This is a genomic window from Sphingobium baderi, from assembly GCF_001456115.1.
In the GTDB taxonomy this organism is placed as follows: Bacteria; Pseudomonadota; Alphaproteobacteria; order Sphingomonadales; family Sphingomonadaceae; genus Sphingobium; species Sphingobium baderi_A.
Genome location: NZ_CP013264.1, coordinates 1144074 through 1165658 on the forward strand (window position 1 = coordinate 1144074; position 21585 = coordinate 1165658).

At 64.3% G+C, this 21585-nt stretch carries 19 protein-coding genes; 7 read left to right on the forward strand and 12 right to left on the reverse strand.

The genetic code is table 11. From position 1 onward, the window contains the following. Positions 1–15 precede the first annotated feature (15 nt). From ATN00_RS05650 to hutI, 7 genes are all read right to left on the reverse strand, one after another. Positions 16–1245 (reverse strand): ABC transporter substrate-binding protein, encoded by a 1230-nt coding sequence (locus ATN00_RS05650; protein WP_062063084.1) that lies wholly within the window; start codon positions 1243–1245, stop codon positions 16–18. Further along, positions 1242–1823, reverse strand: coding sequence for an ANTAR domain-containing response regulator (locus tag ATN00_RS05655; RefSeq protein WP_062063085.1), 582 nt, complete (start codon positions 1821–1823; stop codon positions 1242–1244). The genes ATN00_RS05650 and ATN00_RS05655 overlap by 4 nt, the downstream gene beginning before the upstream one ends. Positions 1824–1965: 142 nt before the next feature. Further along, positions 1966–3162 carry a Na+/H+ antiporter NhaA gene (nhaA, locus tag ATN00_RS05660; RefSeq protein WP_062063086.1) on the reverse strand — a complete coding sequence of 399 codons (1197 nt, stop codon included), beginning with the start codon at positions 3160–3162 and terminating at the stop codon, positions 1966–1968. Positions 3163–3377: 215 nt separating this feature from the next. Further along, on the reverse strand, positions 3378–5042 hold the full coding sequence (gene hutU, locus ATN00_RS05665) for a urocanate hydratase (protein ID WP_062063088.1): 1665 nt from the start codon (positions 5040–5042) through the stop codon (positions 3378–3380). Beyond that, positions 5039–5857 carry an N-formylglutamate deformylase gene (hutG, locus tag ATN00_RS05670; protein ID WP_062063090.1) on the reverse strand — a complete coding sequence of 273 codons (819 nt, stop codon included), beginning with the start codon at positions 5855–5857 and terminating at the stop codon, positions 5039–5041. The genes hutU and hutG overlap by 4 nt, the downstream gene beginning before the upstream one ends. Then, the gene (gene hutH / locus ATN00_RS05675) at positions 5854–7380 is read right to left on the reverse strand and encodes a histidine ammonia-lyase (RefSeq protein ID WP_062063091.1); all 1527 of its coding nucleotides are present in this window, start codon (positions 7378–7380) and stop codon (positions 5854–5856) included. The genes hutG and hutH overlap by 4 nt, the downstream gene beginning before the upstream one ends. After that, positions 7377–8549, reverse strand: a complete 1173-nt coding sequence (hutI, locus tag ATN00_RS05680) for an imidazolonepropionase (protein ID WP_062063092.1) — start codon at positions 8547–8549, stop codon at positions 7377–7379. Before hutI ends, hutH begins: the two co-directional genes overlap by 4 nt. Positions 8550–8663: 114 nt before the next feature. Between hutI and ATN00_RS05685 the strand changes: the two genes are divergently transcribed. Together ATN00_RS05685 and hutC are read left to right on the forward strand one after the other, a co-directional pair. Further along, positions 8664–10019, forward strand: coding sequence for a formimidoylglutamate deiminase (locus tag ATN00_RS05685; protein WP_062063094.1), 1356 nt, complete (start codon positions 8664–8666; stop codon positions 10017–10019). Then, positions 10016–10735 (forward strand): histidine utilization repressor, encoded by a 720-nt coding sequence (gene hutC / locus ATN00_RS05690; protein WP_062063095.1) that lies wholly within the window; start codon positions 10016–10018, stop codon positions 10733–10735. Before ATN00_RS05685 ends, hutC begins: the two co-directional genes overlap by 4 nt. Positions 10736–10774: 39 nt before the next feature. Here hutC and ATN00_RS05695 read toward each other — a convergent pair whose 3' ends face one another. Continuing rightward, entirely contained in the window at positions 10775–11248 is a 474-nt protein-coding gene (locus ATN00_RS05695) for a low molecular weight protein-tyrosine-phosphatase (protein WP_062063096.1), read from the reverse strand. After that, positions 11245–12699 carry a helicase HerA domain-containing protein gene (locus ATN00_RS05700; RefSeq protein WP_062068448.1) on the reverse strand — a complete coding sequence of 485 codons (1455 nt, stop codon included), beginning with the start codon at positions 12697–12699 and terminating at the stop codon, positions 11245–11247. The genes ATN00_RS05695 and ATN00_RS05700 overlap by 4 nt, the downstream gene beginning before the upstream one ends. A gap of 110 nt (positions 12700–12809) precedes the next feature. Between ATN00_RS05700 and ppc the strand changes: the two genes are divergently transcribed. Continuing rightward, on the forward strand, positions 12810–15512 hold the full coding sequence (gene ppc / locus ATN00_RS05705; protein ID WP_062068446.1) for a phosphoenolpyruvate carboxylase: 2703 nt from the start codon (positions 12810–12812) through the stop codon (positions 15510–15512). A 119-nt stretch (positions 15513–15631) separates the two neighbouring features. On the opposite strand, the gene ATN00_RS05710 is transcribed toward ppc, so the two are convergent. After that, positions 15632–16186, reverse strand: a complete 555-nt coding sequence (locus ATN00_RS05710; RefSeq protein WP_062063098.1) for an outer membrane protein — start codon at positions 16184–16186, stop codon at positions 15632–15634. A 311-nt stretch (positions 16187–16497) separates the two neighbouring features. On the opposite strand from ATN00_RS05710, the gene ATN00_RS23885 reads away from it, so the two are divergent. Further along, positions 16498–17076, forward strand: coding sequence for a hypothetical protein (locus tag ATN00_RS23885; protein WP_062063099.1), 579 nt, complete (start codon positions 16498–16500; stop codon positions 17074–17076). Between the two features lie 23 nt (positions 17077–17099). Beyond that, positions 17100–17780: a hypothetical protein gene (locus ATN00_RS05720; protein ID WP_062068450.1), complete on the forward strand. Its 681-nt coding sequence runs from the start codon at positions 17100–17102 to the stop codon at positions 17778–17780. On the opposite strand, the gene ATN00_RS05725 is transcribed toward ATN00_RS05720, so the two are convergent. Further along, entirely contained in the window at positions 17767–18219 is a 453-nt protein-coding gene (locus tag ATN00_RS05725) for a peptidylprolyl isomerase (protein WP_062063100.1), read from the reverse strand. The two genes, ATN00_RS05720 and ATN00_RS05725, sit on opposite strands and share 14 nt — an antisense overlap. A gap of 169 nt (positions 18220–18388) precedes the next feature. On the opposite strand from ATN00_RS05725, the gene mgtE reads away from it, so the two are divergent. Continuing rightward, positions 18389–19828 carry a magnesium transporter gene (gene mgtE, locus ATN00_RS05730; RefSeq protein ID WP_062063102.1) on the forward strand — a complete coding sequence of 480 codons (1440 nt, stop codon included), beginning with the start codon at positions 18389–18391 and terminating at the stop codon, positions 19826–19828. Between the two features lie 22 nt (positions 19829–19850). Next, positions 19851–20249, forward strand: coding sequence for a DUF1489 family protein (locus ATN00_RS05735; RefSeq protein WP_062063103.1), 399 nt, complete (start codon positions 19851–19853; stop codon positions 20247–20249). A 49-nt stretch (positions 20250–20298) separates the two neighbouring features. Here ATN00_RS05735 and ATN00_RS05740 read toward each other — a convergent pair whose 3' ends face one another. Next, positions 20299–21576 carry an MFS transporter gene (locus tag ATN00_RS05740; RefSeq protein ID WP_062063104.1) on the reverse strand — a complete coding sequence of 426 codons (1278 nt, stop codon included), beginning with the start codon at positions 21574–21576 and terminating at the stop codon, positions 20299–20301. Between the last annotated feature and the right edge of the window lie 9 nt (positions 21577–21585).

Genomic DNA, 21585 nt, shown 5'->3' on the forward strand with positions numbered 1-21585 from the left:
GTTGCAAGGCACAATTTACGGGGCGAAATCTTGCCGCGCCGCATCAAAACCGGCGAGAAAATCGTCGATTCGTTCCGGGTCGAAGACGCGCCCATCAAAGAAGCGGTCCGGTCCCAGAGTCAGTTCCCCGCGCTTCGATCCCACCGCTAACGGCGTATTGACCGCCCCTTCGACCTTCATGCTGGCGCCGGGCAAGGCGACGTCGCTGTCCGCCAGCGCACGGCGGAAGACGTCCGGGCGGAAAACGCCCGCCGCGTTCGCCATATTGGCGGGGCTGTGGTCGACCATCTTCCAGCGCACCAGCTGGGAATAGATCCACAGCGCCTGACTGCGCCATGGAAAGGCAGTCGCTTCCCGCGAAAAGAGCATGAAATCGGGCATGGAGAGCGGCGCCATGCCCATCCGGGCGACAATTTGCCCGGACAGGGCGCGCTGGATCAGCTCCGCAGGCTGATCGACATAGCGCGGATCGGATAGCAGATGCGCCAGCGCCGCGTGATTGGAGGCGTCGTCGCACCAGGCGGCCGACCTTGCGAGCGCACGCAGCAGCCGATCCGCGATGGCGGGATTTGCCTCCAGCCAATCCGTGCGGAAGGTCAGCACTTTCTCCACGCCCCGCTGCCAGATACGTTCGCCGACGGCCACCGCTTCAGCCAGACCAACCTCGACCGCCGCGCTGCCCCATGGCTCACCGGCGATAAAGCCGTCAATTTCCCCGGCTCTCATCGCTTCAGTCGTCAGCGACGGCGGCAGCACCCGCAATATGACATCGCGATCCGGGTCGACGCCCGCGCTCGCCAGCCAATAGCGGAGCATGATCGCGTGACTGGAAAAGCGGTGGACGACGCCGATCACCGGTTTGCGCCGCCAAAGGCCGATGGCGGCGGCAAAATCATGGGCGGTGCCCAGCGGATCGTGGAGACGCCGGGCGATGTCCGGGTCCAGCGCCTGCGCGAAATCGCGTGCCATCACCAGCATGTTGCCGTTGACGCTGAGTTTATAGGGCGCGGCCAGAGATGCGCCCTGCTGGCTGAGGCCCAATGTCACCGCCACGGCCAGCGGAGCCAGCATATGCGCCGCCTGCACTTGGCCGAAGACCAGCCGGTCGCGCAATGTTGCCCAGCTGGTCGTGCGGACGAGGTCGAGCGAAATGCCTTCTTCTTCGGCAAAGCCCCGTTCCCGCGCGACAGCCAGCACGGCGACATCGGTCAGGGGCAGGAATGCGATACGCAGCGTCGTCATCATGCCGATCCCCCGAGCAGATCGCTGGCGGTGACGAGAGCCTGGGCGACATCCACGATCTTCTTCCCCTGATTCATCGCGCTGGTCCGCAGCAGTGCATAGGCATCCGGTTCGCTGAGGCCGCGTTGGTGCATCAATATGGATTTGGCCCGGTCGATGATCTTGCGGTCGGACAGGGCGGTGCGTGCTTCCTCCAACTCGGTCTGTATGCGAGCAAAGGCGTTGAAGCGCCGGACCGCCAGTTCCAACACCGGCTTCACCCGTTCCTTCCGAAGCCCGTCGACCACATAGGCGGATATGCCAGCATCGATGGCCGCGCCGATCATTGCTTCGTCCGATTGGTCCACGAACATGGCGATAGGACGGGCGAGGGCGCGGCTGACCGTCAACATCTCCTCCAGCGTATCGCGGCTCGGGCTGCCAAGATCCATCAGGACAACATCGGGCGCCATGCGTTCAAGACGCGCGACAAAAGCGCCGCGCGGTGGGACGATGTGAATGTCGTCATAGCCCGCTTCGCGCAGTCCTTCTTCCAGGACCGTGGCCCGCAACCCGCTGTCATCGATGATGACGATTCTCATCCAGCCACACCCTGTCGCCCCTGTGACGCAATTGCCGACAGTCCTTCCCCCGTCAATGCCCCGCGATTGTTACCGGAACATTCATGTAGGCGTGTGGGGCGCAGCGATGGCATGACAGGCCCGAACGACCGCGATGGACCGTCTAGTTCCCGGCGGCCATCCCGGATAGCTGTTCGCGCTCCTTGCGCTTTCCCGCGCTCAGTAGCAGCGCATAGCCTGCCAGTGCGGACAGGAGCGATCCACCGAGCACGCCGATTTTCACTTCATCCATCAATATGGGATCGGGAAAGGCCAGTCCGCCAATGAACAGGCTCATGGTGAAACCGATGCCGCACAGGACGCATACGCCATAGATCTGCGTCCAGTTCGCGCCGCTTGGCTTGCCAGCCAGCCCGGAACGAACGCATAGCCAGAGAGCGGCAAAGACTCCTGCCTGCTTGCCCAGGAACAGTCCTGCGGCAACGCCGAGAGGCAAGGGCGCTATCAGGTCGCCCATGCCAAGACCCGCGAACGCAACGCCCGCATTGGCAAAGCCGAACAAGGGAATGATGCCATAAGCGACATAAGGATGCAGCCCGTGTTCCAGCCGGTGAAGCGGGGAATCGGCGGCGTCCGGGGCGCCAGGCGTGGCGCGGATCGGGATGAGGGCGGCGGCCAGCACCCCGGCGATGGTGGCATGAACGCCGGACAGCAGCACCGCTAGCCACAACAGGAAAGCCAGTATCAGATAGGGCCAGAGCTGTTTTACCCCCACCCGGTTGAGAATGAACATGGCCCCCATGACGAGAGCGGCCGAAAGCAGGGCAAGGCCCCGGATCTCATTTGTATAGGCGAGCGCTATGATCGCCACGGCGCCCATGTCGTCCACTATGGCGACGGTGGTCAGGAACAGCTTGAGCGAGGTGGGAACCCGTGATCCCAGCAGGGCCATGACACCGATGGCGAAGGCTATATCTGTGGCCGCCGGTATGGCCCAGCCTCTCGCCAGGCCCGGCGTCGACCCGGCAAAGGCTAGATAGACCAGAGCCGGTACCGCCATGCCGCCCGCAGCCGCGATGGCGGGAAGCGCCCGGTCCGACCAGCTTGCCAGATGCCCGTCGACAAATTCCCGCTTGATCTCCAGCCCGACGAGCAGGAAAAAAAGCATCATCAGCCCGTCATTGATCCAGTGCAGCACGGACATCGGGCCGATCTTGACATGCAGGACATGGAAATAGCCGTCGGCAAGCGGGCTGTTGGCCACGATCATCGCCAATGCCGCCGCCGCCATCAGGATGATGCCTCCGGCAGCTTCGCTCTGAAGGAAATTCCGCAGTGCCGAAGGGCGCGTGACCCTCATGGCCGAGTGCCCGTCGTGACGGCTGGGAAGGGCGCGCGAAATGACGGGCCGATGGAAGGAAGTGATTTGTCAGGCATGTCCACGTTACCGGGAAGAGGAGGGGAAGCCCCTTTTTGTAACGATATACAGGGACTTTTCCATCCTTGTATGAATAAATCCACGGCGTGCGCCGCCGTGGATGGATATTGAGGGCGAATAGTCCGCCTTTCCCGTTCCTACAGGATGGCCGGCAGGTCCAGTCCCTTGTCCACCGCACAATCGCGTGCGATTTCATACCCCGCATCAGCGTGCCGCATCACGCCCGTCGCCGGATCGTTCCACAACACCCGCTCCAGCCGCTCTGCCGCTTTCGCCGTGCCGTCGGCAACGATGACCATGCCGCTATGTTGGGAAAAACCCATCCCCACGCCTCCGCCATGGTGCACCGATACCCAGGTCGCGCCCGAAGCGGTGTTGAGCAATGCGTTGAGTAGCGGCCAGTCGCTGACGGCGTCGCTACCGTCCTTCATCGCTTCCGTTTCGCGATTGGGGGAAGCGACCGATCCGCTGTCCAGATGGTCGCGTCCGATGACCACCGGCGCCTTCAACTCCCCCTTCGCCACCATCTCGTTGAAGGCAAGGCCCAGCCGGTGCCGGTCGCCCAGCCCCACCCAGCAAATGCGCGCGGGCAGGCCCTGAAACCGGATTTTCTCTCGCGCCATGTCGAGCCAGTTGTGGAGATGGGTATTGTCGGGCAGCAATTCCTTCACCCTGGCGTCGGTTCGATAGATATCCTCCGGATCGCCTGACAGGGCCGCCCAGCGAAAAGGCCCTATGCCCCGGCAGAATAGCGGCCGGATATAGGCGGGCACGAAGCCGGGAAAGTCGAAGGCATTCTCCACGCCCTCATCTTTCGCCATCTGCCGGATGTTGTTGCCATAGTCGGTGGTCGGCACGCCCGCCGCCTGGAAGTCGAGCATGGCGCGGACATGAACGGCCATGGAGGCTTTCGCCGCCTTCGCCACGGCTGCGGGCTCGCGCTCGCGCCGCTCGATCCATTGCGCGACGGTCCAGTCGATAGGGAGGTAGCCGTTCACCGGATCATGCGCGCTGGTCTGGTCGGTGAGCAGGTCCGGCCGGATACCGCGCCGGTAAAGCTCCGGCAGGATTTCCGCTGCATTGCCTAGCAGGCCGACCGACACCGGCTTCCTGCCGGCGCAGCTTTCCCCGATGATCGCCATCGCCTCCTCAATGGTGGAGGCGACGACATCCAGATAGCCCGTCCGCAGGCGCATATCGATCCGGCTCGGCTGGCATTCGATGGCCAGGCAGGATGCGCCGGCCATCACGGCGGCGAGCGGTTGTGCGCCGCCCATGCCGCCCAGACCCGCCGTCAGCAGCCATTTGCCGCCAAGGTCGCCGCCATAATGCTGGCGGCCCATCTCGACGAAGGTTTCATAGGTTCCCTGCACGATGCCCTGCGTGCCGATATAAATCCATGAGCCTGCCGTCATCTGTCCGTACATGGCGAGGCCCCGCTTATCGAGTTCGTTGAAATGCTCCCAATTCGCCCAGTGCGGGACGAGGTTGGAGTTGGCGATGAGGACGCGGGGCGCATCTTCATGCGTGCGGAACACGCCCACAGGCTTGCCTGACTGGATGAGCAGGGTCTGGTCGTCCTCCAGCCGCTTCAGAGTCTCGATAATCCGGTCATAGCTCTCCCAGTCGCGTGCGGCCCGGCCGATGCCGCCATAGACGACCAATTCCTCCGGCCGTTCCGCCACGTCGGGATGGAGGTTGTTCATCAGCATCCGCAGCGGTGCTTCGGTCAGCCAGCTTTTGGCGGAAAGCGCCATACCGGTCGGAGCCTTGATGATGCGGCTGTTGTCGATGCGGGTCATGATCTGGATTCCTGCTGGGCGAAGGTGATGCAGGCCTGCAATATGCGGGTGAGGATCGGGGCGATGGCGGCGGCGCGCGCCGGATTGAAAGGGGGCGGCCAATTGCCCTCATCGAGAATATCCGGCTCATCCATGTAGCCGCGCATGGCCAGTTCCATCTGGATCGCGTGGACGCCGTTTTCGGGGCGGCCATAATGGCGCGTCGTCCACCCGCCCCGGAAACGCCCGTTCAGCACATGGCTGAAGGGGCCTTCCGCGCAAATGCCCGTCACCGCTGCCTCCAGCGCAGGATCGCAAGTGACGCCGCCATTGGTGCCGATATTGAATTGTGGCAATTCGCCATCGAACAGGCGCGGGACATGGCTGCGGACCGAATGGGCGTCATAGAGGACGATGCGCGGATGCAGCGTTCGCAGCCGAACGATTTCTCCTTCCAGTGCCGCATGATAGGGGGCGAACCAGATGGCCCTGCGCCGCGCGATCTCCGCATCGCCGGGCGTCGTGCCGGTATAAAGCGGATCGCCGTCGAAGGTCGAGGTCGGGCAAAGCTCTGTCGTCGTCTGTCCCGGATAAAGCGAGACGCCGGAAGGGTCGCGATTGAGGTCGATCACGCTGCGGGAAATGCGGCTGCGAACGGTCGTCGCGCCCAATCCCCGCGCAAAGCCGTAAAGCCGGTCCACCCACCAGTCGGCATCCCGCCGCGCCAGCCATGGCGACCGGAAAGCTCCCTCCACATCGGCCAATTCCATACCTGTATGGGGAAAGGCGACGATCAGCGGCGCGTCGCCCCGCGTGATTTCCAGCCAATCAGTCATGCAACCCCCGGCAAATCATGGACGACGGCAAGCAGCGCGCCTGATCGGATCAGCGCGTTGGCCCGCTCCATGACCGGATGGAAATGCCGGTCGTCGGTCAGCGTCGGCACCTCGTTTCGCAAGCAGGCGCGAGCGGCTTCCAACGGTTCGCTTGATGCCAGCGGCGCATGGAAATCCACGCCCTGCGCGGCGGCGAGCCATTCGATCCCGATCACCGCCATCGCATTCTCCGTCATGTCCAGCAGGCGGCGCGCGCCATGGGCGGCCATGGATACATGATCCTCCTGATTGGCCGATGTCGGGATGGAATCGACGCTGGCAGGAGTGGCGCGCTGCTTGTTCTCGGAAACGAGGGCAGCCGCCGTCACCTGCGGGATCATGAAACCCGAATTGAGGCCGGGTCTGGGCGTCAGGAAAGCAGGCAGGCCCGACAGTGCCGGGTCCACCAGCATGGCGATGCGCCGCTCCGCGATGGAGCCGATCTCGCAGATCGCCAGCGCAATCATGTCAGCGGCGAAAGCGACCGGCTCGGCATGGAAATTGCCGCCCGATAGCGCCTCATCGGTATCGGGGAAGATCAGCGGATTGTCCGAAACGCCGTTCGCTTCGATCTCCAGCGTGGCTGCCGCCTGCCGCAGCACGTCCAGTGCCGCGCCCATCACCTGCGGCTGGCAGCGCAGGCAATAGGGGTCCTGCACCCGCGCGTCGCCTTCCAGATGGCTCGCGCGGATCGGCGATCCGGCCATCAGCGCACGCAGGGTCGCGGCGACCTCAATCTGTCCCCTGTGTCGACGAAGATCATGGATGCGCGGGTCGAAAGGCGTGTCGGAACCCCTGGCCGCCTCGGTCGAAAGCGCGCCTGTCACCAGCGCGGACTGGAACAGCCGTTCCGCCTCGAACAGTCCGGCCAGCGCAAGGCTGCAAGAAAACTGCGTCCCATTGAGCAGCGCCAGCCCCTCCTTCGGCCCCAGTTCGACTGGTGAGAGCCCTGCCTGCCTCAAGGCGTCGGAAGCAGGCATCCGAACGCCATCGGCGAAAATCTCGCCCACGCCGATCATCGTCGCGGCCATATGCGCCAGCGGCGCAAGGTCGCCGCTTGCCCCCACCGAACCCTGTGCGGGAACTACCGGCGTCAGTCCCTGGGCCAGCATAGCCTCCAGCAGCGCGACCGTTTCCGGTCGCACGCCCGAAGCGCCCTGCGCCAGACTGGCGAGCTTCAGCGCCATCATCAGCCGCACCACCGGCACAGGCGCGGGCGCGCCCACGCCCGCCGCATGGCTCAGCACGATATTACGCTGTAACCTCGCCAGATCGTCGTCGCCGATGCGGACGCTGGCGAGCTTTCCGAAGCCGGTATTGATGCCATAGACCGGATCGCCCTTCGCCAATATGCGCGCCACCGCCGCCGCGCTTTCTGCCACGCGCTCGGCATGGGCCGGGTCGAGCCGCACCGCCGCGCCGCGATAGATTGCGCGCCATTCCGCCAGGGCTACGTCGCCGGGGCAAAGCAGGACATCGATCATTGACCACTCCAGATGCGGGCATGGAGGGGGTTGAACCCCATGCGATAGGCAAGTTCGGCGGGGCTTTCGATGTCCCAGATGGCAAGGTCGCAACTCTTGCCGGCCTCGATGGTGCCGATCCGGTTGCCCAGCCCCAATGCCCGGGCGGCGTTGCGGGTGACGCCCGCCAGACATTCCGCGACCGTCAGCCGGAACAGCGTCGCCCCCATATTCATTACCAGCAGCAGCGAGGTGAGTGGCGAGGTGCCCGGATTGCAGTCCGTCGCCAGCGCGATCGGTACGCCCGCCCGGCGCAGTCCTTCAATCGGCGGCAGATTCGTCTCCCGCATGAAATAATAAGCGCCGGGCAGCAACGTGGCGACCGTCCCGACCCGCGCCATCGCTGTGATCCCGTCCTCGTCCAGATATTCCAGATGATCGGCGGACAGCGCGCCGAACTCCGCCGCCAGCGCCGCGCCGTGCAGGTTGGAAAGCTGCTCGGCATGAAGCTTCACCGGCAGTTCGAACCGCGTGGCCGCCTCGAACAGCCGCCGCGTCTGCTCCGGCGTGAAACCGATGTTCTCGCAAAAAGCGTCCACCGCGTCGGCCAGTCCACTCGCAGCCACTTGCGGTATCACTTCCTCGCACAGCATGGCGATATAGCCGTCCGCATCGCCTGCAAATTCCGGCGGCAGCGCATGAGCGCCCAGAAAGCTCGTCTCGACCCGCACCAGCCTTTCCGCACCCAGTCGCCGCGCCGCGCGCAGCATCCGGATCTCCGTTCCGGGGTCGAGACCATATCCCGACTTCACCTCGATCGTGGTCACGCCCTCGGCTATCAGCGCATCCAGCCGGGGGAGGGCGGACGCCACCAACTCCGCCTCGCTTGCCGCGCGCGTCGCCTTCATGGTGGAGATAATGCCGCCGCCTGCCCGCGCGATCTCCTCATAAGACGCGCCTTCCAGCCGCATTTCGAACTCACGCGCGCGATTGCCGCCGTGGATCAGGTGCGTGTGGCAGTCGATCAATCCCGGCGTGGCCCAGCGGCCGTGGCAGTCGATGATCTCCTTTGCGTCCGGCGCGTCGGCGGCAGGCCCTACAAAGGCGATGTTTCCTTCGACCGCGCCCACCGCGCCGCGCTCGATGTAGCCCAGGCCCGGTGCGTCCGCGCGCAATGTCGCGATCCGCATGTTGGTCCAGATCCTGTCACATAGCACGGCCCGGTCCTTTTGCCTCTGGCGCCGACTCAATAATGTATATACTTAATTGGACAGGTCAGCGCTTGTCCAGACGGAAGGGAAAGAATGCGGCTTTGGTTCGAAGCGGCCCTGTTGCCTGAAGGGTGGCGGGATCATGTCCGGGTCACGGTGGCGGACGGCCTGATCGTGCAGGTTTTGCCGGACACGCTCCCGGCTCCAGATGACGAACGCCATGGCCCAGCGATTCCTGGCCTTGCCAATCTGCACAGCCATGCTTTCCAGCGCGGCATCGCGGGTCTGACCGAGCGGGCGGGAAGCGGCTCCGACAGTTTCTGGACATGGCGGGAGGCCATGTATCGCTTCGTCGACCGGCTCGATCCGGAAGGGCTGCGCGCCATCGCTGCTCTTGCCTATGTCGAGATGCTGGAAAGCGGCTTCACCCGTGTTGGCGAGTTCCATTATCTGCACCATGATCGCGACGGCCAACGCTATGCCGACCGTGCAGCCATGTCCTGCGTCATCGCCGAGGCGGCGCGCGAAAGCGGCATTGCGCTGACGCTGCTCCCCGTATTCTACGCGCATGCAGGGTTTGGCGGGACGCCGCCCACGCAGGGGCAGAGGCGCTTCGTCCACGACCTCGACGGCTATGCCACCCTGCTGGAGGCGGCGGGTAAGGTGATCGCCGACCTTGAAGGCGCGGTGCTGGGCGTCGCGCCGCATAGCCTGCGCGCCGTCCTGCCGGAGGAACTCTCCCAGATTACGGCGCTGCTTCTGCAAGGCCCGGTCCACATCCACATCGCCGAGCAGATGGCGGAGGTGGACGACTGCCTTGCGTGGAGCGGCCAGCGTCCGGTGGAATGGCTGTTCGACCATGCATCGGTGGACAGGCGCTGGTGCCTTGTCCACGCAACCCATGTTACGCCCGAAGAACTGGGCCGGATCGCCGATAGGCAAGCGGTCGTCGGTCTGTGTCCCATTACCGAGGCCAATCTGGGCGATGGCATCTTTCCCGCACGCGCCTTCCTAAACAAGGGCGGGCGGATCGGCGTTGGCTCCGATTCCAATGTGGAGATCGATGCGGCAGCGGAACTACGCCTGCTCGAATATGGCCAGCGCCTCCAGCATCGGGGCCGCAACCTTCTGGCGGGAGGGCCGGGCCAGTCCACCGGCGGCAGCCTCTTTCGCGCCGTTCAAGGCGGCGGAGCACAGGCCAGCGGGCAACAGCCGCATGGACTGGCGGTGGGCGCGCCCGCCGACATCGTCGCCTTCCGGCCGGACCATAGCGTGTTGGTGGAACGCCGCGAGGATGCGATCCTCGACAGCTGGATTTTTGCGGGCGGGAAGGCGCTGGTCGATAGCGTCTGGCGTCATGGCCGCAGGCGCGTTAGCGAAGGCCGCCATCTGGCGCGCCCCGCGATCGAGGCACGCTATCGCCGGACATTGGGGGCCTATCTGGATTGACGGAGCAGAAGAACAAAAGCGCGCAAGCGATCCACAGCCGTATCCGGCAGGATATCGAAACGCGCATCATGTCGGGTGAATGGCGCCCGGGCCACCGCATTCCTTATGAACATGAGTGGATGGCGCTTTACGGTTGTTCCCGCATGACGGTGAACAAGGCGCTGCGCTCGCTGGTCCAGGCGGGGCTTCTGGAAAGCCGCAGACGCGCGGGCACTTTTGTCGCGGCGCCCCGCTTCCACCGCGCCGCGCTCGAAATTCCCGACATCCGCGCTGAAGTGGCTGAGCAGGGATTGGCCTATCGCATCGAACTCATCCGCTGCGAGCGCCGTCATGCCGATGACGGGGACAAGGCGCTGCTTCAGGTTTCAGGCGGCGACATCCTCGCCATAAAATGTCGCCATTTCGCGGATGACCAACCCTATGCGTTGGAACATCGCCTCATCAACCTTGATGCCGTGCCCGAGGCGGCTGGAGTCGATTTTTCCACTGAACCGCCCGGTTCGTGGCTGCTGGGCCATGTCCCGTGGACGGAGGCCGAACATCGTATCACCGCGATCAACGTGGATGCCGCCGCTGCCGCGCAACTGGGTGTCGCCACGGGCCACGCCTGCATCTCGCTCGAACGCTGGACGTGGCGCGGGGATGAACGGATTACCTATGCGCGACAGGTTTATCCAGGCGAACGCTATGCGCTGGTCGCGCATTTTCGGGCATAACATTTTCCTGTGCTCCTGCTTTCGCGGGAACAGGGTACGTCAATCTTGACGTTCCAGCAGCTTTTCCACCAAGTTGGCCGCTGCTATCGTCACATCGCTCCACGTCACATCGAACCCCTCCGCATCGCCGAAATAGGGATCGGTTACGTTCGTCCCCTCCCGCCCCGGCACAAGGTCCATCAACAGCGCTAGATGCGCCGTTCCGTCCGCCGGGCGAATGCGGCGCAGGTCGCGCAGATTTTCTCCGTCGAGCGCGAAAATATGCTCGAAGCGATAGAAATCCTCTGCCTGCACCTGCCGCCCGCGATAGGTGCTGATGTCGATCCCATGACGCAGCGCCACCGCCTGCGCGCGCGGATCAGGGGGCGACCCAATATGCCAGTCGCCTGTTCCGGCCGAATCCGCCTCCGCTGCCAGCCGCGCCAGTGCTGCCTGTTCGCGGAACGCGGCTTCGGCAAGCGGCGAACGGCAGATATTGCCAAGGCACACGAACAGGACGGAAGGCTTGCTCATCCTTCCGCCGCCGCTGTCGAAAGTCCGAGTTGCGGCACGCCGATGGACCGCCGCCCGCCAAAATCCGTCCGCGCCACGATCACGCCCAGCTTCTCCATATAGTCGATCAGCCGCCGCACCCGACCCGGCGAACTGGTGCCATAGGCTCGCGCCAGCTCCGCGTCATCGGGGCAGGGTAGCCCCTGCATCGCCGCACGCGCGATCAGAAGGAAGGGGGCCAGCATATCCTCCGGCAGAGGGTCGGCCGCCCGCAGCGCATCCTCCCAGCGTGGGTCGGCGGCATCGGCCATCCCCGCCTGCGCCATGGCGAAGCGCTTGCGGAAGGCGGGCAGATCGATGGGCGCGCGCTTCAGTCCCTTCATCCGGCAGCGCACGGTGAAGTCCTGATAGAGCGTCGACACGCTTGGCTGCGCTTCCCCAAGGTCGGCGACGATATCCTCCAGCACCGCGACGATGACGCCGTCGGATTCGCCCATGTCGAACTCCGGCTCCACCGGCTTGGCGGAAGGCGCGGCGGCAAGGGCGCGCATCACTTCCTCCGCAGGCAGCGGCGCGGGTTCGGGCCGGGACGGCGGCGGGGGGAGCGCGCTCTCCTCCTCCACCTGTGCGAACAACAATTCCTGCATGTCGCCGGTCGCGGCGGCGGGCGGCGGCATCAGCTTGTGCGTGCCGCCGCGCGTGCTGGTCTTGACCGAACCGATCTTGACTGCGACCGGACGGCGGCAGATCGCCGGACCCAGCGCGAGAAACCGTCCGCGTTCCAGATCACGAATCTGCTCCGCCTGCCGCCGCTCCATGCCGAGCAGGTCGGCGGCGCGCGCCATGTCGATGTCGAGGAAGGTGCGCCCCATCAGGAAGTTCGACGCTTCGGCCGCCACATTCTTGGCGAGCTTCGCCAGCCGCTGCGTCGCGATCACGCCAGCCAGCCCGCGCTTGCGCCCCCGGCACATGAGGTTTGTCATCGCCGCCAGCGACAGTCGCCGCGCCTCGTCCGATACGTCGCCTGCGGCCACCGGCGCGAACATCTGCGCTTCATCGACCACGACGAGCGCGGGATACCAATGATCGCGCGGCGCGTCGAACAGGGTGGACAGGAATGTCGCGGCGCATTTCATCTGCGCTTCCAGCTCCAGCGATTCGAGACTGAGCACGACGGAAGCGCGATGTTCGCGAATCCGGGTCGCCATCGTGACGATCTCGCGCTCATTATAGTCGCCCGCATCGATCACCACATGGCCATATTCATCGGCCAGCGTGACGAAATCGCCCTCCGGATCGATCACCACCTGCTGCACCAGCGGGGCGCTTTCCTCCAGCAGCCGGCGCAGCAGATGCGACTTGCCCGACCCCGAATTGCCTTGCACGAGCAGGCGGGTGGCGAGCAATTCTTCCACATCGACCAGCACGGGGTTTCCCGAGCCGTCTGTTCCTATGCTGATACTGGCGGTCACGCATGTCCTTTGGCCCAGCCTGCGTCCCCGGCGCAAGCCCTGCCGCATCGAAGGGACATAAAGGGATGTTTCCCTTGACCCGCCCCATGGTGCGATGCAGCATCCCTTCCATGGCGACTCCTGTATCTTCGACGGGCGCTCCGGCGATCACGCAAAACCCCGATATCCGCTATCTTGGCCGTTTGCTGGGCGATGTCATCCGCGCTTATGGCGGGGACAAGCTTTACAAGCAGACCGAATATATCCGCTCCGCCTCGGTGGACCGGGCGCGGGGGATTCAGGGCGCGGATGTCACCGACACTGGCCTCGATGCCTTGAGCCTGGACGATACGCTCTCCTTCGTGCGCGGTTTCATGCTGTTTTCGATGCTCGCCAATCTGGCAGAGGACAGGCAGGGCGTCGCCGCAGAGCCGGGCGCGGATGTCGCCTCCGCCCTCAAGCGGCTGGAAAGTGAGGGCATCGGCCATGATGCCGTGATGAAGCTGCTGGATCATGCGCTGGTCGTGCCGGTGCTGACCGCGCATCCGACCGAGGTGCGGCGCAAGAGCATGATCGACCATCGCAACCGCATCGCCGACCTCATGCGCCTGCGCGACGCGGGGCGCGCCGAAACCGACGAGGGCGAAAATCTGGATGAGGCGATCTTCCGCCAGATCGCCCTGCTGTGGCAGACGCGCCCGCTGCGCCGGGAAAAGCTGTTCGTCGCGGACGAGATCGAAAATGTCCTGACCTATCTGCGCGACATCTTCCTTCCCACCTTGCCAGCGCTCTACGCCCGGTGGGAGCGGGTGTTGGAGGGGCGTCCGCACAGTTTCCTGCGCGTGGGATCGTGGATCGGCGGCGACCGCGACGGCAATCCCTTTGTCCAGGCGCCGCAGCTTCGCTTCGCCCTGTCGCGCGCCTGCCAGGCGGCGCTGGGCTATTATCTGGAAGCCATGCATGCGTTGGGCGCGGAACTCTCGCTCTCCACTGAACTCGCCCATGTGCCCCAGCCGGTGCTGGACCTGGCGCAAGCGAGCGGCGACGATTCCCCCAGCCGGCAAGATGAACCCTATCGCCGCGCCATTTCCGGCATCTATGCTCGTCTTGCCGCGACCTATGCCGCGCATATGGGTCATGCGCCGCCGCGCCCTTCGACGCTGAGCGGCGATCCCTATGCCAGCCCCGCCGAACTGCGCCGCGATCTCGTCACCGTCGCGCAGGGCCTTGCGAGCGAAGGCGATGGCGCGCTGGCGACCGGCGGTGCGCTGGGCCGCCTGATCCGGGCGGTCGAGACGTTCGGTTTCCACCTCGCCACGCTCGACATGCGGCAGAATAGCGACGTGCATCAGCGCGTCGTCGCGGAATTGTTGAAGAAGGCGGGCGTCGAGGACGACTATGGAAATCTCGACGAATTTGCGCGCATCGCCCTCTTGCGCCGGGAACTGGCGAGCAACCGTCCGCTCGGCACCCGCTTTTCCGACTATTCGGAGGAAACCGCTTCCGAACTCGCCATCGTGGAGGCGGCGGCGGAGGCGCACCGCATCTACGGCCCGCAATGCATCACCCACTATATCATTTCCAAGGCGGAAAGCGTTTCGGACCTGCTGGAGGTCAATATCCTCCTGAAGGAGGCGGGCCTCTGGCGCGTGGGCGCGGACGGTGATCCCCCACAGGCCGCCATCATGGCGGTGCCGTTGTTCGAAACCATCGCCGACCTTGAAGCCGCGCCCAAGATCATGTCCGCCTATTTCGGTCTGCCGGAGATTTCCGGCGTGGTGCAGGCGCGCGGCCATCAGGAAGTGATGATCGGCTATTCGGACAGCAACAAGGACGGCGGCTACATCACCTCCACCTGGGGCCTGTTCAAGGCGAGCAAGGCGCTGGAGCCGGTCTTCGCGCAGGCGGGCGCGGCGATGCAGCTTTTCCATGGCCGGGGCGGCGCGGTCGGGCGCGGTGGCGGCTCCTCCTTCGCCGCCATTCAGGCCCAGCCCAGGGGCACGGTGCAGGGCCGCATCCGCATCACCGAACAGGGCGAGGTGATTGCCGCCAAATATGGCACGCGCGACGTCGCCATGGCCAATCTGGAGGCGATGACCAGCGCGACCCTGCTTGCCAGCCTGGAGCCGGAGGGCATTTCCCGGCGCGATGCAGCCCGCTTCGCTGCCGCGATGGACGAACTGTCGCAGATGGCTTTCACCGCCTATCGTGACCTTGTTTACAAAACAGAGGGGTTCAAGGAATTTTTCCGCGAGCTGACGCCCATTCAGGAAATCTCCGGGCTCAAGATCGGCTCCCGCCCTGCCAGCCGCACCCAGAGCACGCGGATCGAGGATCTGCGCGCCATCCCCTGGGTGTTCAGCTGGTCGCAGGCGCGGGTGATGCTGCCGGGCTGGTATGGCGTCGGTCACGCGCTTGCCGCGTTCGAGGACAAGGCGCTGCTCGCCGATATGGCGCAAAGCTGGTCTTTCCTCGATTCCGCTTTCGACAATCTGGAGATGGTGCTGGCGAAATCCGATCTTGGCATCGCCGCGCGCTATCTGCCGCTGGTCGAGGATCAGGCAAGGGCCGCGACGATTTTCGCCCGCATCCGCGATGGCTGGGCTATGACCCATGACGGCCTGCTCGCTGCCACCGGTCAGTCGCGTCTGCTGGAAAAGAATCCGAAGCTTGACGAATCCATCCGTCTACGCCTGCCTTATATCGAGCCGCTGAACCTGCTTCAGGTAGAACTGCTGAAACGCCATCGCGCCGGAGAAGAAGATCCCCGCATCAGGGAAGGCATCGAATTGTCGATCAACGCGATCGCGACCGCGCTCCGCAACAGCGGTTGATATGAAGAGGACGAGCCAGCCTGCAGTCCAAATGGCTGACCCGTCCTCAACTCCTCCGGAGAGGAAGGGGGTGGGCGGACGCAAGGGAATGTCCGCCCAAACCTTATGCGCTGTTCAGATCAGAATTTGGCGACCACGCCCGCCATCGGACGGATGGAACGGAAATTCCCCAGAGTGTCGGCCTGGAAACGCAGGCGGATGGGGCTGCTCGTCGCCGTGCTGCCAAGGTCGGCGGCCGACAACTCCACGCCCGCGCCATAGGTGGTGCCGTGAAAGTCCGGGCTGTCGGAACCCAGCGCGTCGAAATTGACCCAGCGATAGCCGACCTTGCCGAAGATCAGGCTGTCCTTGCCCGCCTTCACGCCTGCGCGGCCAGCCACGCCATATTCCCAGTCGACATCGCCGCTGACGCCCTTGGACGCCGTGCCTTCGACGCCGATGACGATCGGCCCGGCGACATTATAGTTCACGCCCGCGACGCCTTCGACCATCCGGCCCTTATAGCCGACGGGCGGAATGCCCTCTTTGCCGGTTTCGCTGTCATAGTTATCCACGCCGCCCATTACGCCGACATAGGGTTCGATGCGGCGGGTGGAGCCTGCGTCGTCCTGGGCCATGGCGGCAGCGGGAATGAAGGACGCAACGGCGACCGCCGCGAAAAGCAGTTTGTTCATGGGTGACCCTTTTTGTTGTTGGTGAAAAAATCGCGTCCGGGGTTTGGACCCCCGTCGTGCCCGGTGCGCTCAAAGCGGCCAAGGGCACATAAGGAAATCCGCCAGAGGCCTTGAAAGTTTCCTGAACAAACGCAAAATCCGGTCGATCCACCGAAATTGCGGCACAAATACAACGGTTTCTGTCAGCCCGGTGAACGGAGTGCGGTTTTTCTGAACCTCCGATAAATAACTCTTCGATCTGCCGGCCCATTCACAACCAATTCAACCAACGCGCGTTAGGGTGTTGGCAATATTGTTTAAGGAGAAAGGCGATGGCCTTGTTTAAACGGCCTTTGCTCGCGGCGATGAGCCTTGCCGGAGCCCTCATGGTGGCTGGCTGTGCCTATGATGATGGCTATTATGGCGGCGTCGGTGTCGGCAGTGGCTATTATGGCGGCGACTATTGGGATTCCGGTTATTATGGCTCAGGCTATGGATATGGCTGGAATGACGGCTATTATTATCCGGGCAGCGGCTATTATGTCTATGATCGCGGCGGCAAGCGCCACCGCTGGAATGACGGACAGCGCCGCTATTGGGAAAAGCGCCATGCTGAGCATCGCAACGATGACCGGTGGCGTGGCCAGGATCGCGATCGCTGGCAGGGGGGCAACCGGGATCGTTGGCAGAATCGCGACCGTGACGGGCGTCGGGATGGTAACTGGAACAATCGGCCCCAACGCCCGCAGACCACGCGCCCGCAAACGAATGACGGCGATCGAGGCCGTTGGCGCGGCGGCCGGGATGCCGTAACCTCGCCCCGGCCGCAAGCGCGTCCGGAAGCGCGGGTGCCCCGCTCCGATGGAGGCCAACGCCAGCCGCGTGCCGGAAGAAGGCAGAATCCGAACTGAATAATATGGAGAGCGACGGACTGATGGGATGGCAAAAGGGAACGGTTCTTTTTCTGGGAGTTATGGCGCTGGCCGCCTGTGACGGGCGTGAGGAAAGCGCGATCGACAATCTGGCGAACGGCGCCAATGCGGCGCAGGTGCAGAATAATGTAAGGGCTGAAGCGCAGGCGCTGATGGAACCGCTGGCCCCGCCGCTGCCCGGATCACCCGGCGGCCTTCCCGTCCTCTCGGAACCGCCGATCGACGAGGACGCCATCGATCCCGACAGCGCGCAGGGCGCAGCGCAGGTCGTGCAGGGCTATTACGGCCTGCTGGAGGAAAAGCGGTATAATGACGCGCAGGATCTCTGGAACGAGAACGGCGCGATCGGATCGGAGGAAGATGTTCTTTTCGCTGCCCGTTTCCGGGGATTTAGCGAAATTCATGCCAATGTCGGCGCGCCCGGCGAAGCGGAGGGCGCGGCAGGCTCCCTCTATGTGACGGTCCCGGTGCAGGTCTATGGCCGCGTCGCCGCCACCGGCAAGCCCTGGTATACCTTGCGGCAGGTGACGCTGCGCCGCGTCAACGACGTGCCCGGATCGTCGGAAGCCGACCGCCGCTGGCACATCGAATCGATCGGGCCTTATACCGCGCCCGAAGAACCGGCGGGGGAAGCGGCGGCCAACGCCATCTCCCCCACCGACGGCATGGTCAGGAAACCATAGCCTTCACGATCTTGCCGGGGGTTGCCGGCGGCTCGCCCTTGGGCAGGGCGTCGACATGCTCCATGCCGGACGTGACTTCGCCCCAGACGGTATATTGCCCGTCGAGGAAGGTCGCGTCGTCGAAGCAGATGAAGAACTGGCTGTTGGCGCTGTTCGGGTTCGTCGCGCGGGCCATGGAGCAAACGCCGCGAACATGCGGTTCACGGCTGAACTCGGCCTTGATGTCGGGCAGCTTGGACCCGCCCATGCCGGTGCCGGTCGGATCGCCGCCCTGCGCCATGAAGCCGGGGATGACGCGGTGGAACACCACGCCGTCGTAAAAGCCGTCCTTGGCGAGCGACGTGATGCGCTCCACATGGCCCGGGGCCAGATCGGGGCGCAGCTTGATGACGACGTCGCCGCCGCTGTCGAGGGTGAGGGTAAGCGTTTCGTCGGCCATGATGTCCTCTTTGTAGGGAAGGGTCGATGGCCGTCATATAAAGGCTTGAGACCGGGATGGAAGCATTTAGGGACATGACGCTCCGTTCCTCCCCCGAACCCCATTGCAATTCGATTCCGCATGAGCGAAAGCGGCCGGATGTTACAGGAACCGGACAGTAGGGGACGCGATGAGCGAGCACGGCGACGTGGCCGAACCCCGGCCGGACGAGCAGCCTATTGACGAAACGACCGTCGATCAGGCGGATTCCCGTCATGACGAGGATGACCGGCTGAAAACCGACTTCGTATCCGCCGTGCTCGACGCGGTGGAAGAGGGCGAGAGCGAACGTGCGCGCGAACTCGTGTCGCCACTGCACCCGGCCGATATTGCCGACCTTCTGGAACTCACCCCCTCCGAACGGCGCGGGGAAGTCGCCGCAGCGCTGGGCGACCTTGTCGGCGCGGAGGTGCTTTCCGAGCTCAACGACTATGTGCGCGACGATCTGCTCGATTCGCTCGCGCCCGAACAGGTCGCCGAATTTGCGTCCGAACTGGATACCGACGACGCCGTCGCCATCATCGAGGACATGGACGACGCCGATCAGCAGGCCGTCCTCGACGCGCTCGATCCCGAAGATCGCGCCGCCATCGAAAACGCGCTTTCCTATCCGGAGGAATCAGCCGGTCGCCTGATGCAGCGCGACCTGATCGCGGTGCCCGAGCATATGACGGTCGGGCAGGTGATCGACTACCTCCGCGACAATAGCGACCTCACCACCGATTTCTGGGAAATCTTCGTGGTGGACGAGCAGCACAAGCCTATCGGCACTTGCCAGCTTTCGTGGATTCTCACCTGCCCGCGTTCCGTCGCCATGTCGGACCTCATGAAGCGGGAGCAGACACTGATCCCGGTCGATATGGATCAGGAGGAAGTGGCGCTACGCTTCCAGAAATATGCGCTGATCTCCGCCGCGGTGGTGGATGGCAGCGGACGGCTGGTGGGCATGATAACGGTCGATGACATCGTCCACATCATTTCCGAGGAAGCGGGCGAGGACATCCTGCGCCTGTCGGGCGCGGGCGAAGGCGACATCAACGAGCCCGTGATGGACAGCTATCGCGCTAGAGTGCGCTGGCTGCTCACCAATCTGCTGACCGCGCTGGTCGCCTCCACCATCATCGGCATTTTCGAAGGCACGATCGAAAAGATGGTGGCGCTCGCCACGCTGATGCCGATCGTCGCGGGCGTGGGCGGCAATGCGGGCAGCCAGACCATGGCCGTTACCGTCCGCGCGCTTGCCACCAACCAGATCACCGGGACCAACACGCGCCGCACCATATTGCGCGAGATCCGCGTGGCGCTGCTCAATGGCGCGACCGTGGCGGTCGTGCTGGGCATCGGCGTCGCGCTGGTGTTCCAAAACGTCCATCTGGGGGGCGTGATCGCGGCGGCGATGATGACCAACATATTGACGGCGGGTTTTGCCGGGGCGGCGGTGCCTTTGGCCTTCGACCGGATGAACCTCGATCCGGCGGTGGCATCCTCCATCTTTGTCACCATGATTACTGATTCGATGGGCTTTCTCGCTTTCCTGGGCCTGGCGACGGCAGCGGGATTGACGGGCTGAGTTTCGCGCCCATCTTGACGATATGTCCCTTCACCTCACCAAGATCGCCTTTGGCGCTGAAAGTCCCGCCACCCTGCGCGCCTGGCTGGAAAGCCAGGCAGACGAAGCGCGGACCAGCACCCGTTACATGCCCAAGCGTTTCGAGGAACTGGCGGGCGGCTCCCTTTACTGGATACACAGCAGCCAGCTTGTAGGGCGCAGCGCGATATTGGGTTTTGAGGAAACAGGGCAGGGTCGTTTCTGGATACGTCTGGAACCGCGTCTCATCCCCGTGCGCGCTATGCCCAAGCGCCCCCATCAGGGCTGGCGCTATCTGGAAGCAAAGGATGCTCCGCCCGACCTCGGATCGGGGGAAGCGGACGATCTCGACGCCATGCCGCCCGCGCTGCTGGGGGAATTGTCGAAACTGGGACTGGTGTGATCCTGTTTGCCCGGCAGGCGAACCAACCTCTCTGCCGGCCTTGGCGGCATCAGTATCCGTGGCGGCTGGTCCACCACAGGCCTAGCAGGCTGATCGCCGCCGCTGCCGCCATGTAGAGGCCGACCAGTTCCACGCCCTGCGCCGCGATCAGCCATGTCGCGACGATGGGGGCCAGCGCGCCGCCAATGATCCCGCCCAGATTGAAGGAGAAGGACGCGCCGGTATAGCGCAGCTGGACCGGGAACAGGGCGGGCAGATAGGCGCCCAGCGGCCCGTAGACAAAACCCATCATGAAGAGGGCAAGGCTCAGGATCAGGAAGATCGGCAGCAATGCGCCCGTGCCCATAGCGGGCCCGAAGGCGACGCCCATCAGCACGGTGCCGATGCACCCCACGACCAGCACGCGCGTCGGGCTGGTCTTGTCAGCCCACCATCCGGCCAGGACGATGCTGATCGCCATGAAGATGATCGCGCCCAACTGGACCGAGAGGAATATCTCACGGTCGATCTTCAATATCGTCGTGCCATAGCCCAGCGCAAAGGCGGTCGCGATATAATAAATGGCAAAGCAGGCAACCACGGCGAAGGTGCCCGCAATTGCCGCGCCCAAATGGCTTTGGAATAGCGTGGCGAGCGGTACGGCGGGCGGTGGCGCTTCCGCCTGCGCGGCGGCAAATTCCGGCGTTTCGGTGAGCTTCAGGCGAACCCACAGGCCAACGAACACCAGCACCGCGCTGCCCAGGAACGGCAGACGCCAGCCCCAGGCGAAAAACTCCTCGTCGCTCAGCCACAACCCCAGCAGCAGGAACATGCCGTTGGCGGCGAGGAAACCGACCGGTGCGCCCAGCTGTGGGAACATGCCGAAGCGGGCACGCCATCCCGGCGGCGCATTCTCCACCGCCAGCAAGGCCGCGCCGCCCCATTCTCCGCCAAGGCCCAGGCCTTGCCCGAACCGCAGGATGCACAGGATCAGCGGCGCCCACCAGCCGATCATCTGGTAAGTCGGCAGGAACCCGATGGCGAGTGTCGATCCGCCCATCAGCATCAGCGATATGACCAGCGTCACCTTGCGCCCGATGCGGTCTCCATAATGGCCGAACACCGCCGCGCCCAGGGGTCGCGCGAAGAAGGCGAGCGACAGACTGCCATAGGACGCCATAAGCTGCGCCGTGGGAGAGGATGCCGGGAAGAACAGCGCGGGAAAGATCAGGCTCGCCGCCGTCGCATAGATGTAGAAGTCGTAAAATTCGACCGCCGTTCCGACCAGGCTGGCGCCCAGCACCCGTCGGTGACGCCAGACCGCGCCGATGCCGTTTTCATTCCCCATTTCCGCTCC

What these genes read in the sequence shown, in the direction of transcription:
- ATN00_RS05650 (WP_062063084.1), bottom strand. Translation starts at nt 1,245, where the DNA reads ATGATGACGACGCTGCGTATCGCATTCCTGCCCCTGACCGATGTCGCC.
- ATN00_RS05655 (WP_062063085.1), bottom strand. Translation starts at nt 1,823, where the DNA reads ATGAGAATCGTCATCATCGATGACAGCGGGTTGCGGGCCACGGTCCTG.
- ppc (WP_062068446.1), top strand. Translation starts at nt 12,810, where the DNA reads ATGGCGACTCCTGTATCTTCGACGGGCGCTCCGGCGATCACGCAAAAC.
- ATN00_RS05720 (WP_062068450.1), top strand. Translation starts at nt 17,100, where the DNA reads ATGGGATGGCAAAAGGGAACGGTTCTTTTTCTGGGAGTTATGGCGCTG.
- ATN00_RS23885 (WP_062063099.1), top strand. Translation starts at nt 16,498, where the DNA reads ATGGCCTTGTTTAAACGGCCTTTGCTCGCGGCGATGAGCCTTGCCGGA.
- ATN00_RS05685 (WP_062063094.1), top strand. Translation starts at nt 8,664, where the DNA reads ATGCGGCTTTGGTTCGAAGCGGCCCTGTTGCCTGAAGGGTGGCGGGAT.
- nhaA (WP_062063086.1), bottom strand. Translation starts at nt 3,162, where the DNA reads ATGAGGGTCACGCGCCCTTCGGCACTGCGGAATTTCCTTCAGAGCGAA.
- ATN00_RS05735 (WP_062063103.1), top strand. Translation starts at nt 19,851, where the DNA reads ATGTCCCTTCACCTCACCAAGATCGCCTTTGGCGCTGAAAGTCCCGCC.
- hutI (WP_062063092.1), bottom strand. Translation starts at nt 8,549, where the DNA reads ATGCGGATCGCGACATTGCGCGCGGACGCACCGGGCCTGGGCTACATC.
- mgtE (WP_062063102.1), top strand. Translation starts at nt 18,389, where the DNA reads ATGAGCGAGCACGGCGACGTGGCCGAACCCCGGCCGGACGAGCAGCCT.
- ATN00_RS05740 (WP_062063104.1), bottom strand. Translation starts at nt 21,576, where the DNA reads ATGGGGAATGAAAACGGCATCGGCGCGGTCTGGCGTCACCGACGGGTG.
- ATN00_RS05725 (WP_062063100.1), bottom strand. Translation starts at nt 18,219, where the DNA reads ATGGCCGACGAAACGCTTACCCTCACCCTCGACAGCGGCGGCGACGTC.
- ATN00_RS05695 (WP_062063096.1), bottom strand. Translation starts at nt 11,248, where the DNA reads ATGAGCAAGCCTTCCGTCCTGTTCGTGTGCCTTGGCAATATCTGCCGT.
- hutU (WP_062063088.1), bottom strand. Translation starts at nt 5,042, where the DNA reads ATGACCCGCATCGACAACAGCCGCATCATCAAGGCTCCGACCGGTATG.
- hutG (WP_062063090.1), bottom strand. Translation starts at nt 5,857, where the DNA reads ATGACTGATTGGCTGGAAATCACGCGGGGCGACGCGCCGCTGATCGTC.
- hutH (WP_062063091.1), bottom strand. Translation starts at nt 7,380, where the DNA reads ATGATCGATGTCCTGCTTTGCCCCGGCGACGTAGCCCTGGCGGAATGG.
- ATN00_RS05710 (WP_062063098.1), bottom strand. Translation starts at nt 16,186, where the DNA reads ATGAACAAACTGCTTTTCGCGGCGGTCGCCGTTGCGTCCTTCATTCCC.